This is a genomic window from Mesorhizobium sp. CA12, assembly GCF_020165255.1.
In the GTDB taxonomy this organism is placed as follows: Bacteria; Pseudomonadota; Alphaproteobacteria; order Rhizobiales; family Rhizobiaceae; genus Mesorhizobium.
Window position 1 is genome coordinate 59,604 of sequence record NZ_JAIUHT010000021.1, and the last position, 13,245, is coordinate 72,848.

Annotated in this window: 18 protein-coding genes and 1 riboswitch; of the genes, 13 read left to right on the forward strand and 5 right to left on the reverse strand. The window is 63.2% G+C overall.

Annotated elements, in window-relative coordinates:
- Nucleotides 1-193 precede the first annotated feature (193 nt).
- Entirely contained in the window at nucleotides 194-1,063 is an 870-nt protein-coding gene (locus LB520_RS26105) for a DUF1236 domain-containing protein (protein ID WP_318012145.1), read from the reverse strand.
- Nucleotides 1,064-1,334: 271 nt separating this feature from the next.
- Here LB520_RS26105 and LB520_RS26110 point away from each other — a divergent pair, with 271 nt between their 5' ends.
- On the forward strand, nucleotides 1,335-1,634 hold the full coding sequence (locus tag LB520_RS26110) for a DUF1236 domain-containing protein (RefSeq protein ID WP_224639867.1): 300 nt from the start codon (nucleotides 1,335-1,337) through the stop codon (nucleotides 1,632-1,634).
- A gap of 215 nt (nucleotides 1,635-1,849) precedes the next feature.
- Nucleotides 1,850-2,071 (forward strand): hypothetical protein, encoded by a 222-nt coding sequence (locus LB520_RS26115; protein WP_224639868.1) that lies wholly within the window; start codon nucleotides 1,850-1,852, stop codon nucleotides 2,069-2,071.
- 181 nt (nucleotides 2,072-2,252) lie between these two features.
- On the opposite strand, the gene LB520_RS26120 is transcribed toward LB520_RS26115, so the two are convergent.
- The gene (locus tag LB520_RS26120; protein WP_095768289.1) at nucleotides 2,253-2,603 is read right to left on the reverse strand and encodes a DUF982 domain-containing protein; all 351 of its coding nucleotides are present in this window, start codon (nucleotides 2,601-2,603) and stop codon (nucleotides 2,253-2,255) included.
- Between the two features lie 214 nt (nucleotides 2,604-2,817).
- Between LB520_RS26120 and LB520_RS26125 the strand changes: the two genes are divergently transcribed.
- The 4 genes from LB520_RS26125 (at nucleotide 2,818) to LB520_RS26140 (ending at nucleotide 4,447) form a co-directional block, all read left to right on the forward strand.
- The gene (locus LB520_RS26125; RefSeq protein ID WP_140541659.1) at nucleotides 2,818-3,117 is read left to right on the forward strand and encodes a DUF1236 domain-containing protein; all 300 of its coding nucleotides are present in this window, start codon (nucleotides 2,818-2,820) and stop codon (nucleotides 3,115-3,117) included.
- Nucleotides 3,118-3,244: 127 nt separating this feature from the next.
- The gene (locus LB520_RS26130; protein ID WP_095768291.1) at nucleotides 3,245-3,454 is read left to right on the forward strand and encodes a hypothetical protein; all 210 of its coding nucleotides are present in this window, start codon (nucleotides 3,245-3,247) and stop codon (nucleotides 3,452-3,454) included.
- A 108-nt stretch (nucleotides 3,455-3,562) separates the two neighbouring features.
- The gene (locus LB520_RS26135; protein WP_224639869.1) at nucleotides 3,563-3,817 is read left to right on the forward strand and encodes a DUF2934 domain-containing protein; all 255 of its coding nucleotides are present in this window, start codon (nucleotides 3,563-3,565) and stop codon (nucleotides 3,815-3,817) included.
- A gap of 87 nt (nucleotides 3,818-3,904) precedes the next feature.
- Complete coding sequence (locus tag LB520_RS26140) at nucleotides 3,905-4,447, forward strand: dihydrofolate reductase family protein (RefSeq protein ID WP_224639870.1); 543 nt, start codon at nucleotides 3,905-3,907, stop codon at nucleotides 4,445-4,447.
- Nucleotides 4,448-4,991: 544 nt separating this feature from the next.
- Here the strand turns inward: LB520_RS26140 and LB520_RS26145 are convergent.
- Nucleotides 4,992-5,336: a hypothetical protein gene (locus LB520_RS26145; RefSeq protein ID WP_224548528.1), complete on the reverse strand. Its 345-nt coding sequence runs from the start codon at nucleotides 5,334-5,336 to the stop codon at nucleotides 4,992-4,994.
- A 198-nt stretch (nucleotides 5,337-5,534) separates the two neighbouring features.
- Nucleotides 5,535-5,647: riboswitch (TPP riboswitch) on the forward strand.
- Between LB520_RS26145 and LB520_RS26150 the strand changes: the two genes are divergently transcribed.
- From LB520_RS26150 to LB520_RS26165, 4 genes are all read left to right on the forward strand, one after another.
- Nucleotides 5,638-6,246 carry a YkoF family thiamine/hydroxymethylpyrimidine-binding protein gene (locus tag LB520_RS26150; protein ID WP_140845426.1) on the forward strand — a complete coding sequence of 203 codons (609 nt, stop codon included), beginning with the start codon at nucleotides 5,638-5,640 and terminating at the stop codon, nucleotides 6,244-6,246. Its footprint overlaps the riboswitch before it by 10 nt.
- 336 nt (nucleotides 6,247-6,582) lie before the next feature.
- Nucleotides 6,583-7,368, forward strand: coding sequence for an ABC transporter permease (locus LB520_RS26155; protein ID WP_224639887.1), 786 nt, complete (start codon nucleotides 6,583-6,585; stop codon nucleotides 7,366-7,368).
- Nucleotides 7,365-8,138, forward strand: a complete 774-nt coding sequence (locus LB520_RS26160) for an ABC transporter ATP-binding protein (RefSeq protein ID WP_224639871.1) — start codon at nucleotides 7,365-7,367, stop codon at nucleotides 8,136-8,138. Before LB520_RS26155 ends, LB520_RS26160 begins: the two co-directional genes overlap by 4 nt.
- A complete protein-coding gene (locus LB520_RS26165; protein WP_224639872.1) occupies nucleotides 8,135-9,145 on the forward strand; it encodes an ABC transporter substrate-binding protein in 1,011 nt (336 codons plus the stop codon). Before LB520_RS26160 ends, LB520_RS26165 begins: the two co-directional genes overlap by 4 nt.
- Nucleotides 9,146-9,203: 58 nt before the next feature.
- Here the strand turns inward: LB520_RS26165 and LB520_RS26170 are convergent, their stop codons facing one another.
- Both LB520_RS26170 and LB520_RS26175 read right to left on the reverse strand, forming a co-directional pair.
- A complete protein-coding gene (locus LB520_RS26170; protein WP_224639873.1) occupies nucleotides 9,204-10,076 on the reverse strand; it encodes a DUF2167 domain-containing protein in 873 nt (290 codons plus the stop codon).
- 197 nt (nucleotides 10,077-10,273) lie between these two features.
- The gene (locus tag LB520_RS26175) at nucleotides 10,274-10,906 is read right to left on the reverse strand and encodes a helix-turn-helix transcriptional regulator (RefSeq protein ID WP_095768299.1); all 633 of its coding nucleotides are present in this window, start codon (nucleotides 10,904-10,906) and stop codon (nucleotides 10,274-10,276) included.
- Between the two features lie 204 nt (nucleotides 10,907-11,110).
- Between LB520_RS26175 and LB520_RS26180 the strand changes: the two genes are divergently transcribed.
- The 3 genes from LB520_RS26180 (at nucleotide 11,111) to LB520_RS26190 (ending at nucleotide 13,162) form a co-directional block, all read left to right on the forward strand.
- Nucleotides 11,111-11,509, forward strand: coding sequence for a hypothetical protein (locus LB520_RS26180; protein WP_141245380.1), 399 nt, complete (start codon nucleotides 11,111-11,113; stop codon nucleotides 11,507-11,509).
- 113 nt (nucleotides 11,510-11,622) lie between these two features.
- Complete coding sequence (locus LB520_RS26185; protein WP_224632132.1) at nucleotides 11,623-12,444, forward strand: GcrA cell cycle regulator; 822 nt, start codon at nucleotides 11,623-11,625, stop codon at nucleotides 12,442-12,444.
- 121 nt (nucleotides 12,445-12,565) lie between these two features.
- On the forward strand, nucleotides 12,566-13,162 hold the full coding sequence (locus LB520_RS26190) for a DUF6456 domain-containing protein (RefSeq protein WP_224632133.1): 597 nt from the start codon (nucleotides 12,566-12,568) through the stop codon (nucleotides 13,160-13,162).
- Nucleotides 13,163-13,245: the final 83 nt, after the last annotated feature.

Genomic DNA, 13,245 nt, shown 5'->3' on the forward strand with positions numbered 1-13,245 from the left:
GACAGGGACCACGGACGCAGGACTTCCGCTGTGACAACTGGCAATTGCGCCGGATCGTTCCCGAGCCGGCGACATTCAAGTCATGCCTAATGGACTGCAGCGTATGCGGGCGACTGCCTGCCTGGTTTAAGATGCCTCTCCACGCAGAAAGGCCCGCCACCTGGGCGGGCCCTTATCCGCTATGCTGACCGGATCAGCTCAGGATCACTACGATCTTGTAGGTGTCCGGGTCGACGATGACGATGCGTCCATCGGCCAAGACGAAATACTCATAGTTTTCATAAGCCGGAACGATCTTGACGATCCGGGCCGGCAGACGGTGCAGACGCACCTTATGGCGCGGCACCTCGACGCCGACGGAGATGTCGAAGCTGACGTCGCGAACCGGTTCGACATGGCTCTCATGAATGACCTGCGTGATCTGCGTCCTCTGTTCCACCGTCACGTTATTGATCGACGCCGTCTTGTTCTGGTCGGTCTCGACGTTGGTGTTGCCCTGGGCGTTCTGCTGGGTGGTGGTACCGGTCTTGCCCTGGGCGTTCTGCTCAGTCTGCATCTTGGTGGTGCCCTGAGCGTTCTGCTCGGTGGTCGTGCCGGTCTTACCCTGAGCCTGCTGATCGGTCTGGGTCTTCGTCTTGTCCTGGGCATTCTGCTGGGTCGTCGTACCGGTCTTGCCCTGGGCGTTCTGCTCAGTCTGCATCTTGGTGGTGCCCTGGGCGTTCTGTTCGGTGCTGGTGCCAGTCTTGCCCTGCGCCTGCTGCTTCTTCTTCAGCTGTGTGTTGTCCTGGGCGTTCTGGTCAGTGTTGGCGCCCGACTGACCCTGAGCCTGCTCTTCGGTCTTCATCTTGGACTTGCCTTGAGCCTGCTCTTCGGTGTTTGCGCCGGCCTTGCCCTGGGCCTTCTGCTGGGTTTGCGACTTCATCTGACCCTGGGCCTGGCCGCCCGCCTTGCCGCCCTTTTGGCAATCGGCCGTGCCGGCCGTGCAATTGTTGTCGCCGCCGCTCGGCTGCGCGGACTCGGTCTGCGCCATCGCGGCGCCGCAACCGACGCCGAGCGCGATCATGCTTGTGATCAGCAGATGTTTCATTGGATTTTCTCCTCGGAAAGTCGGTCCCTTCGGATGGGTAACCCAGCCCGAAACGCATTGTTCCGAAATTGTTGCCACGGCCGGAGGCGATGGTCGCGAAACACGGCGGCAGTTGTTTTTGCAGGCGCCGGTCCAGTTTTGCAGGAACAAGGGTAGGCGAACGGCGTTACGGCAATGCCGACCCGCTGTGGAAAATCGCAGGCGCAGCATTCAGGCGATTCGATTCAGATCCACATAGGAGAGACCAATGAAAATGCACCTCACCTCCGCCGCCGCTGGCTTCCTGCTGCTTGCTGGTATCGGCGCGGCTGCCGCGCAGGATGTCGTGATCGCGCCGGAGCAGGAAACCGTGATCAAGGAATACGTGCATAAACAGCCGCTGGCCTCGGTCAACATTCCGGGCGTCGAGCTGAATATCGGCAGCACGCTTCCCGACACGGTCGAATTACATGAAGTGCCCAACGTCAAATACCGTTACGTCGTCGTCGATAACCGGACGGTGATCGTCGACCCCGGTACCCGCAAGATCGTCAAGGTCCTCGATTGATCGATAGCGCATCAAATCGGATGGCCCGCCGCCTGGTTACGGCGACGGGCCATTAACCGATTATTATTTTGTTACCATGTGCTAACGGAACCTTCCCTCAGCGCTTGAGTTACCGGCTCTGGTTCACGTTGTCTCATAGACAACACAAACCAGTGGCAACGTGAAAATACGGGCGGTGGCGAACAGTACGGCGGGGCGAGGAGGAGTTTACCAACATGTCGAAACGAGAAATCGGAACATCCCGTTCGCTCGGGATGCGTGTTGCCCATCTCAAAGCCAGGATGCAAGACGCCCGGATCACCGAGCATGAAATGAAGGCTTTCCAGAAGGTCGCGGCGATCATGGGGGGCGGCGAGGGCTCCCTACGCATTGAGGCCGACGATCTGATCGCTGCGTCCTTCGTTGCCGAGGCGCTGAGCGAATCGGCACCGAACTGACAGCGGCTACCAGTCGAGATCCCGGATCGTTTCAGCCCGACCGTCAGCCGGGAAGGCGGCGGTCGGCAGGCAAGATGGACGTCAGGAGGCGCCGAGCTTCCTCCCAGGATCGGCCGGCCAAATCCCAAAACTTGCAGGACAACGCCGATCACATGGTGTGCCGAACGCGTCGAGGCTGGGCCTAGCCAGGCACGTGCCGGTTTGGTGCCCGGCTTTCGCGTGCCCGGATTCGCCTGATCTTTGCTTCGCGCAGCACCGCGACGGGATCGGCGCCCGTCCATTCGATCCCGGCCTTCCGCGCGAAGACCAGGAACGCCTGTCGCGCCTTGTCGAGATCGATCTCTCCGCTCCGCGCCGCCTCACAGGCGCGGAATGCGTTGGCGTAGCTGCCGCCCCGCATGGCCTGGGGCCATTCCTTGAGAAAGTTCTGCATCGCGGTAAGAGAGGCGATCTCGCGCTTGAAGCCGGCACCCACCGCGATGGCCACGGGGGGGCGAAGTTCGATGTCGCTTCTGATGGAGCCTTCCTGCATGACTGCGGCATCCTTAGGATTTCAAAGACTTGGGCAGTTTCAATGCCTTCCAATGCGGAGCCGATGCGAAGGTTCCGCCAAATCAATTAGTCGCCGCTGACGGAACAACACCCTGCCGGCGGCGTTTGCCCCGGGAGCTCCCATGTTCGACCTGCTCGTGTTTCCGCCCCTGCGGAGGCAGGGCGGAGCTCACCAACGCAACAGGAGAGAAACGATGAAAACCACCCTCATTCCAGCTGTCGCCGGCCTGGCTCTGATGGCCGGCATCGGCATCGCGGCCGCGGACGAGGTGATCGTCACCCCCGAGCAGCAGACCGTGGTCAAGGAATATGTCCACAAGCATCCGATCGCCTCGGTCAATGTGCTCGGCCTTGAGCTTGGCGTCGGCTCGACCGTGCCTGACACCGTCGAGTTGCAGCAGGTTCCGGACGTCCAGTACCGCTATGCGGTCGTCAACGACCATACGGTGCTGATCGATCCCGGCACGCGCCGCGTTGTTCAGGTGATCGAGTAGATCCAGCCTGGAAGAGCCCGATCCTCCGAAGCACTGGGCAAGGATCGGGCTCTTTTCGCATCCGGGCATAAGGCCTAAGATAGGGCAGTGGTTTGGGAGGCAACGAAGCGCGGAAGGAGTCGTTGCCATGCATCATCCACACGTCGAATCACCTGACATCGCACGCCAAGTCGACAAGCTTTTGGCCGAGCATAGGACTGGCCTACTGTCGATGCACGAGGCGATTACCCTGCTGCGCCAGCGCACGGGGACCGACCGCTCTGACGCGGATTTAGCCGGATTGATTACAAAAAAGGCAGCGCATCTGGGCATCGCGGTCGTTACCGACGGACACTGAGCGAAATTGCCGTCCAGGTCGGGTCGCTTGTTCGTGATACCGAAGACGACACGCGAAAATTCGGCTAATGTTCGCGCCGGGGAACCGTCCCAACATCAGGAGGCGACAGTGACGGACGACAGGCACGAACGCATTCGCCAGCGCGCGCACGAGATCTGGGAGCAGGCCGGCCGGCCCGAAGGCGCTCATAAGGACCATTGGGACCAGGCGACGGCCGAAGTCGATGCGGCCGGCAAGCCGAAAGCCAAGAGCCCGAAAAAGGCCGCCGCCGCCAAGGCCGACAAGCCGAAAGCGGCCAAGGCGGAGAAGCCCGCCAAGGGCCCGGCCAAGGCAAAGTCCCCCGCCAGGAAGACCAAGGGCTGACCGCCAGCCAAGGCCTGCCCCCTTTTCACCGATCATGTGACGGTGCGACGCTCCGTGTGAGAACTGTGCCCGGAGGCTATACCGACCATGCGCAAAGTCGTCTTGATCATGACCATGTCTGTCGACGGATATGTCGTAGGGCCGGTGGGAATGTCGACGGGCGGTTTTCCTGAACCGGCAGAGCTCAAGCGGTGGAAACTCGATCGCATCAGTCGCGCTGGCACACACATCATGGGCCGCGTGAGTTACGAGGAAATGGGGCCGTACTGGCAAAAATCCGAGGATGCCTATGCCGCGCCGATGAACGACATCCCCAAGGTCGTGTTTTCGAAAACGCTGAAAGAGGCGACTTGGCCAGAGTCCACTATTGCGAAAGGTGACCTGCACGAGGAAATCGCTAAATTGAAAAAGCAACCCGGCGGCGAAATTATTGCATGGGGCGGCGCAGAGTTCGCTCAGGCGCTGTCGAAGGCAGGTCTGATTGATGAGTATGTCATCCTGACTCGGCCGATCGCCTATGGCGGTGGCAAACCGCTATTCAGCGGTTTGACGGACGCGCTCAAGCTAAACGTCCTCGTGACGGCCGCTTACGATAACGGCACCATGCTTCGCATCTACGCTCCCCGCTGAACCGTCACGACCTCTGAGCGAAGGCTTCGACCATGGCGGTCGGCTGACCGGCACGCTCGGCATCGCCGCCGCCAGCAGCCACGCCGGCGGCATGCGGGTTGCAATTAAGCTATAAGAGGAGGCTATCGCGTCCCTTGCTTTCCGGCGTATCGCGCGACCGCGCAGAGGAAGGCAAGCGCTGCCATGTCGCAAGCTGCGCGTGACGGCGACGGACCTTTGGCGAAAAGGACCGCGTCGGCAACCGGGACCGTCAGGCCATGCTTGCGGGCGAATGAAGTGACTTCGTAGGGCTGATCGTCAGGCTGTATGCCGATGTCGATTTGTTGGTCCATCAAAACGAAATTCCTCCCTGGTATACGGCTTTACCCTCCTTCGCCTGCGCAGAATTAACGCCCGGCCGCTCGCCCGCGTCCACCAATTGGCGATTGTGTGAAACGATGCATTTTTCGAGGCCCAGAGCCGAGGGTTGCAGCGACATGATTGTTCGCGTCGCTGGCGGCCTTGAAGTTCCTTCCCTTCTCTAACGGAAGAGGTCAAAACGCTCTCACCACGCATCGCTCGATCGGGCAAACCTGACCCCCGCGGCGATCATCGCGCTTTCGCATTCGCTGATCAGCCTGAGATTGCGCAAATACCGCGCCGCCGTCTCCGGCAGCCAGGCCGCGCACGCCTCGACGTAGGCGCGGCCATGCACCAGCGTGCCGGTCGAAAGCCGCTCCTCCTTTTCGGCGATCACCTTCAGATATTGCCGGATGAAGCGGATGTCGTCGGCGATGTCCTGGCTGGCCATGCGCCAGGCGCCGGCAAGGCGTTCGCGCTCGGCGAGCGGCAAAGGCGACAACAACGGATGGGAGAGGTCGGCAAAAGCGGCATGGTTCGCGGTGTTCAAGCAAATCCCCTCAAAGGAAGGGAAGTATCGTACTTTGCGTACGAAAAGCAATCAAGCGAGATTCGTACAATTTGAACGACAAAATAGGTTAGATAAAACGGTTATAACCACCGGCATCTCCCATAGGGAGATGGGCGCCTGGCCCAACTGACACCGCAAAAAACCGCTTTCCCAGCACCGTAAACAGTGCTTTAAACCCGCCATCCACAGGGGTGCTCCGTACGGTCGGGGCTGAGATGGTGGCGGCAAGCCTCCGGACCCTAAAGCTGATCTGGATAATACCAGCGGAGCGAGGCGGGCCATGTTTTCCGGCGCACAGATTTCCCTTTATCCCATGGCCGACGATTTCGTCGGCGTGATCCTTGGCGCGCTTGGCGCGCTCGATCCTTACCGCGACAGGCTGAGGATCGAAACCGACGATATCTCGACGCTCCTGGTCGGGCCGCCCGAGGTGCTGTTCCCAGCCATGCGCGACCTGTTCGTGGCGGCCGCCAAAAGCGGCAGGCACTGTGTTCTGTCGGCAGCCGTCTCGCGCGGCTGCCCCGGCGAGCCGGATGACCCGATCTGCCGCTCCGAGGAGATCGGCGGCCCGGCGATCCCGCTCGACGACCGCAAGCGCGCCGCGCTGCGCGCCGTCGGGGCCACGCTTTCGACCAACCAGCCGGTGGCGGCGCAATTCTCGCTCTATGTGATGGGCACCGGCGACCACATGGACGAGATCTATGGCTGCATCGATTTCCTGAAGCGGTCCGGCGTCTTCGAACGCTCCAAGCATTTTTGCACCAAGCTGCGCGGCGACGCCGGCGCGGTGTTCGCCACGCTGAACGAAGCCTTCTGCCGCTTCGGGCCGGGCGCCGGTCACGTGACGCTCGACATCACCATTTCGGCGAACAGCCCAACCGCGGCTTGAGCGCAAGCTCGATCTATCGAGGTAGATGTTGTGGCTGTTTGGCTTGATCCATTGCGTGGGGGAGATGCCCCCAGTCCCATCTCGCAGGAGAGAGGGGAACCTCTGGAGATTGGCGAAACCCGAGGTGACGGCCAATCTCCCCCCTTGCGGGGGAGATGCCCGGCAGGGCAGAGGGGGGTGCTGTCCCGCCGGCCTTTCAACTGGTTGCGCACGCGGCGTTCGCCAACCGCTCCCGCACAACTTTCGAAAGCTGGCATTCCTTCGCGCCCCCCTCTGGCCTGCCGGCCATCTCCCCCTCTAGGGGGGAGATCAGCCTTCACCACGACCGTCGCGAAGATCTTCCCCGCTGCGCTGGCTTTCGCTCTCCTTCTCGTCGCTTGGGAACTCTGCGCACGCCTCGGCTGCATCGCCCCCACCGTGCTCCCTGCACCCTCGCGCGTGTTGGCGCAGGCCTGGGAGAACCGGGCGGCACTGGCCGACAACACGCTTCCCACCATCCGAGCCACGCTGGCGGGCTTTGCCTGCTCGCTCGTTGCCGCCTTCATCCTCTCGGCGCTGGTTGACTTCTTTGCCCCCTTGCGCCGCGCGCTGTTCCCGCTCCTGATCGCCAGCCAGACCTTGCCGCTGGTGGCAATCGCGCCGCTGGTGGTGCTTTGGTTCGGCTTCGGGCTGTTGCCGAAGATCCTGCTCGTGGCGCTGGTCACCTTCTTTCCGATGATGGTGGCATTGGTCCAGGGCTATGCCGCCACGGCCAAGGAAATCAGTCAGATGCTCGCCGCCATGGGTGCAGGGCGCCGGCGCATCTTCTGGCTCGCTCGGTTACCGTCGGCGCTGCCCTATTTCTTCGCCGGACTGCGCATCTCCATCACCTATGCCGTGGTCGGCGCCATCTTCGCCGAATATGCGGGCGCCGCCAAAGGGCTCGGCATCTACATGCTCAGCGCCAAGAACAATTTCCGCCCCGACCTGGTGCTCGCCGCCGTCGCGGTCAGCTCGGCGCTCACGCTCACGCTGTTCGGCCTCGCCGTGCTCGCCCAGCGTCTCGCCATGCCCTGGGAAAATGCAAGGAGCGAAATGGCGGAGCGCTATGGCGACAAGCCTTCCGGAGAGGGCCGGCCATGACCCGGCTCGAGCTCCGCAACATTCGAAAAAACTTCGGCATGCTCGAGGTTCTGGCGGGCATTTCGCTGCATGTTGAAGAGGGCGAGTTCGTCTCGATCCTTGGCCCCTCCGGCGCGGGCAAGTCGACACTGTTCCAGTTGCTCACCGGCGCGATCCGGGGCGAGGGCGAGATGCGGTTCGACGGCGCGCCGCTCGATGGCGCCCGCTTCGCCTTCATGCCGCAGCGCGATGCGCTGATGCCGTGGCGGCGCGTCATCGACAATGCGACGCTGGGGCTCGAGGTGCAGGGCATGAAGCGCCGCGCGGCGCGCGAGCGCGTGGCCCCGTTGTTCGCCGAGTTCGGCCTTGCCGGCTTCGAGCGCGCCTGGCCGGCCGAGCTGTCCGGCGGCATGCGCCAGCGCGCGGCATTGCTGCGCACCGTCGTGCAGCAGCGCGACATGCTGCTCCTCGACGAGCCGTTCGGCGCGCTCGACGCGCTCACCCGCGCGGCCATGCAGCGCTGGCTGGAGACGATGTGGCGAAACCATCGCTGGACGGCGCTGCTCATCACCCATGACGTGCGCGAGGCGGTGCTTCTGTCCGACCGTATCTATGTGCTGTCGGCACGGCCCGCGCGCGTGGTGCGCGAGGTGGCTGTGCCGCTGCCGCGCCCGCGCACCGAGAGCGCTGCACTTGCCGGCAAGGCAGCCGCGATCGAAGCCGGCATCCTCGACATTTTGCTCGGCGCCGCCGAACCGATTTCCCGACCATCCGATGGAGAAAACCGATGACCGACTTCACCCGCCGTCAAGCGATGCTTCTGGCCGCCAGCCTGCCATTTGCCGGGACTGCTGCACGTGCCCGGGCCGCCGCGCAAAAAATCACCGTCGCGCTCGACTGGACCGTCAACACCAATCACATCGGCCTGTTCGTCGCCCGCGACAAGGGCTTTTACCGCGATGCGGGCATCGAGGTCGAAATCCTGCCCTATGGCGACACCGGCTCGGGCACGCTGGTGGCCAGCCAGGTCGCCGATTTCGGCATTTCCGGCTCGCTCGGCCTGTTCACGCAAAAGAGCGCGGGCGCGGATTTGAAGGCCGTCTACGCCGTCGTCCAGTCGGAGACCGGCCGCGTCGTCTTCAACGCCGACCGCGCCGCCATCAAGACTCCGAAAAATCTCGACGGCCTGACCTATGGCGGCTTCGGCAGCGCCTGGGAGAACGCGCTGATCTCGACCATCATCCGCCATGACGGCGGCAAAGGTGAGTTTTCCACTGTGACGCTGGGTACCTCGGCTTACGAGGCTTTGGCCAACGGCGCGGTCGATTTCACGCTGGAGGTCTCGACCTGGGAAGGCGTCGAGGCCGGACTGAAGGGGCTCAAGCAGCGCAGCTTCCGCTATGCCGATTATGGCGTGCCGGACGAGCACACCACGTTGATCGTCTCCAGCAACGCCTTCCTCGCCGCCAACCGACAGGCGGCCGCGGCCTTCGTCCAGGCGACGCGGCGCGGCTACGCATTCGCCGTCGATCATGCGCAGCAGGCGGGCGAGCTGCTGATCGCCGCGAACAAGGATACGCTGACCAACCCGGCGCTGGTGCACGCCTCGCTGAAGGCGCTGAACGACGGACATTTCCTGAAAAGCGCGGACGGCGCCATCGGCACGATGGACAAGGCCAAGATGGAGGCGATGGACGGGTATCTGTTCGCCTCGGGGATATTGCTCGACGGCAATGGCAAGGCGATGAACGAGAGGCCGGATCTCGGGGCCTATTTCACGAATGAGTTTGTGGGGTAGGGCCAACCCTGAGGGGGCACGAAGGAACTCAATGTCTCAGGAGGCCCGCAAGTTCACTTCAACTATCGGCCTTCTTGCGGCTGAACAGCCTTCTCAGCCACACCAGCGGCAACAGCACGAGGAAGGCGCCCTTCTTCAGCACCAGCAGCGCCAGCGCGATCAGCCCGACGCCGGCGGCCTTGCCGTATTTGACCCCGAGCATCGTCGCCAAGACGCCCAGCGCGCCGTAACCGGCCACCTTGTCGCCGCTGGAGAATTCGAAATAGGAACTGCCGGCCCTCGGCTTGTAGGCGTCGGCCGACGCCTCGACGATCTTTTGCACGGCATCGCTCGTGATGTTGCCGTTCACCGGCACGATCTTGATTGGGACATAGCCCTGGCGGTCGAAGACCGAGACCGAGATGTTGATCGTCCTGTCGCCGGCCCAGTTCAGGATGTTGGCGTAGTAAAGGATATTCTTACCCTTATCGATTTGCGGATAAAGGAGCCAGCCGTCGAAGCGGATGTCCTGTCCAAGCCGTTGCGACTGCGCTTTGACCGACTCTTTGAAGCTCTCCTCCAGGGAACTAATTTCTTCGTTGCGGTCGGCGCTGTCCCAGTCCGCGAGGCTGACATAGCCGTCCGACACCGGCTTTTCGACGGTGAGGTTATCGATCTCCGGCGTGAAGCCGAAGATCAACTGGTCGATCGTACCGCATTGGTCGCGGTCCCAGCCGAACTCCTTCACCACCAGGTTGCAGCGGTCCTCCGGCTTCAGGTAGAAGGCGGCGCCGCCAGCCGGAGTGATTGTGCCTCTGGCGGCGCTCAGAGGCTGGGTAAAATTTTGCGGATGATAGTCCGTATCCTCGGCATGCACGATGGCCGGCTGCGCCAGGAAGCAGGCATGCGCCACCATAATGAAAATCAGGTTTTCCCTGATCGACTTGTTCATTACCCCCTCCCGCTAATGGGACCCCACCTCATGCATCCGTGATATAAGAGTATTTTGAAGACAAGCACAAGACGAGAAGTTCTCTTTTTGTTCTTTGTCTCAAACCATGGCCCTGCCGCACTGCTCTTGAGCCGACATGCTGTCCTCAAGCTCACCAGCAGCCACGATTGAAGTAAGCCTCGCGCCGCCGCCTGGCCTCACATATCGATCATCGACCGCTTCACCCGTCCGATGATCGTGATCGCCCCCTCCAGCTCCGGCGGCGGGATGTCGAGGTAGGATGCCGGCTGGAACGGCGGATTGTCGTTCGGGCGCCAGCGCTTGTAGGTGGCGCGTCCCGTCTCGTCTGAAATCACGTAGCAGCCATTGGTCACCAGCCGCTTGTCGCGCAGGTTCACGAAGATGATCGAATCCGGCGGCGAGATCTTGTTCATCGACGGCCCATCGACGCGCAGCGCGATCCACTCGCCTTCCTCGAGGTCGGCGGTGGGGATGGTCGGATAGTCGGAGAGGTTGACGACGCTGTCCTGGCTGCCGAGCTCGCCGGCGCTGATCCACGACACGATCGGCACATCTATGGTGACGGGCGAGGGGGCGAAATTGACCGGCGCCGCCTCTGCGCCATCCCCGTTGAACAAGAGCCAGCCGGGATCGACGCCGAACAGCCGGCCGTATTTCTCCGCCGCCTTGCGCGACAGCGGCCGGTTGCCGTTCTCGTGGCTGATCAGCGTGTTCTTGTTGATGTCGCGCAAGGCCCGCGCCGCATCGCTGGGCGAGGCATAGCCAGCCTGGGCGCGCGCCTGCTGCAATCTGTGCCGAGAATCCATCATCGTACAAAATGCCTGAAATTATCGTCCAAAGTGTACGATTTCGCTTGCGCGTATTTCGTACATAGCGTACGCTTAGCGCATGAATGAACATCCCGCAAGCATTTCCGCACAGCCGATGATTCCGGTGCCGCCGACGAGCATCTCAGGGCTTATCGATTCCTGGCGGAGCATCGACGCGTTCGCCGCCACGCAAAAGGAGGCGGCATGAACGCGTTGCCTTTCCAATTCGAACCGTCTTTCCCGTTCGAATCGCCTGTCGAATTCCAATCGTCCGGACCGTCCTCCTCCCCGGTCCGGGCGCATTCCGGGGCGCTTGCCCCGGATCCGGCTGAACCGCCCGCACCCCGGTTCACCGGAACGGCCGGAGCCGTTCCTCCCCCGGCTCCGGCCCCCAATTCGGGCATAAGCTGCATCCGCACAGAGGACGGCACCGTCATCCTGTTCGACCGGAAGACGGGCCGCGCGGTGTCGGGCCTGACGCGGGCTGCGGCCGAGGCCGCTCTTCTCCGACTGACCGGCGCGGCGCCAGAGCAATTCCAGGAAAAGTGCGAAGCGGTTTTCCGTCCGGAATTGCGCCAAGACAACGCTGCCGGCGCCGCCTGACCTTCAACGCCTTCGCTGACCTGACCACCAAACGGCCTCGCGGCCGAACCCTGGCGCCTGGCCTGAAGCCTGGCGCTTCGCCCCAAGCGCTTCGCAATCAACGGAATGAGCAGATGGCAGCCGCCTACACCGAGAAGGAAATCGACGAGATCGCCGCTTTGCTGAAGGAGGGGCTGTCGGCCTCGCGCATCGCCGGCCGCTTCAGCGCGCTGCGCGGCAGCCCGGTCTCGCGCAACGCCATCATCGGCATCGTCCACCGCAACGCCGGTTTGAGCGCCATCGGCTTCGCCAATCCCAAAGGCGGCCGCGCCGGCGGCAGGCCGAGGAAGCACGCCCGGCCGGATCGTCCGGGCAGGCGGGGCAGGACGGCGGCCGGAGGCGTGACGCTCTCCGAGCCGGCTGCGCTTGCGCGGCAAGTGGAAGACACCGACGCTGCCACAGCCAATCTCCCCCCTTGCGGGGGAGATGTCCGGTCCACCCTCCGCAGCTGCTGCGGAGGACGGGCAGAACAGAGGGGGTGCTGTCCCGCAGACCTGTCCGTCGATGGAACCGTCACGCAAGCGAATGTCGTCACTGCCCGCATTCCGCCCAAGCTCAAAAATCCCAAGCCGCGCAAACCCGCGCGCACCCTGCCGCCCGCCTGGCTCGCCCCCGGCACCCGCGAAAAATCCGAAGCGCATCTTTACAAGCTCCCGGCGCCGCCGCCTCCGGTGAACCCCGGCCGCCAGCCGCATGTCGCGGCCATGCGCTTTCTCGATTGCCTGTTCGGCCGTTGCCGCGCGCCGCTCGATCTTGCGCTGCGCGAGGATGCGGAAGCCGACCCGCAAGGCGCGCGCCCGGGACCGGACATGCTCTGCTGCGGCCTGCCGACGTCGGCCACGCGCTCCTACTGCGCTCATCACCATGCAAGGTTTCACGGCCATCGCGGCAGGTGATGTGAGGGCGCCAGGCTCTCCCTTCTCCCCTTGTGGGAGAAGGTGGCTCGGCGCTCTGCGCCGAGCCGGATGAGGGTGTCTCGCGCCAACATCTCTAGAATTCCGACCCAAGGACCGCACCATGCCCCGCAAAGCCGCCAAGAAACCCCAACCCCCAAAGCTCCCCAAGGGCGAGGCCGAGCAGGTGCGCATCCGCCGCGAGGTCGGCCACGACTTCGCGCTGAAAACGGACCCATTCGGCCGTCAGCGCCTCACCACGGGCACGGCCGAGGCACGGCGCGTCTACGAAGTCTCGAACGGCGGCTACACCTCCACCGGCGGCGTCGTGCGCCTGCGCAATGTCGATCCGCTCACCGGCATAACCTCGCTCAGCCGCCAGCAGCGCGAGGCCGGCCAGCGCTTCCGCGACGATTTCGAGCGCAGCCAACGCGAGGGCCTGCAGCCGCAATCCTGGAGCGAGCGCGTCGATAGCGGCCGGATCGGCGGCGGCGTCCCGGACCAGGTGCTGTCAGCCGGCCGGGCGTATGCCCACGCTGCCGCCGCGCTCGCCCATTGGGAAGTGGCGGAAGTGGCCCGAAAAATCTGCCTCGAAGGCCAGTCGGTGAAGGCCATCGCCGAACGCGCGGGCGAGGGGCGCGACGTGGTTGTGAAATTGTTGAAGGTGGGGTTGGACTTGCTGGCTGTGCACTACGGGATGACGGGCCGGAAGGCGGGGTGAGACGAAAATACCTTAACCTTCACGTTTCAAAGTCTCCGCGCTTATCTCGACAGTCATGGCGATCCGGAGAAAATCCAATAGAT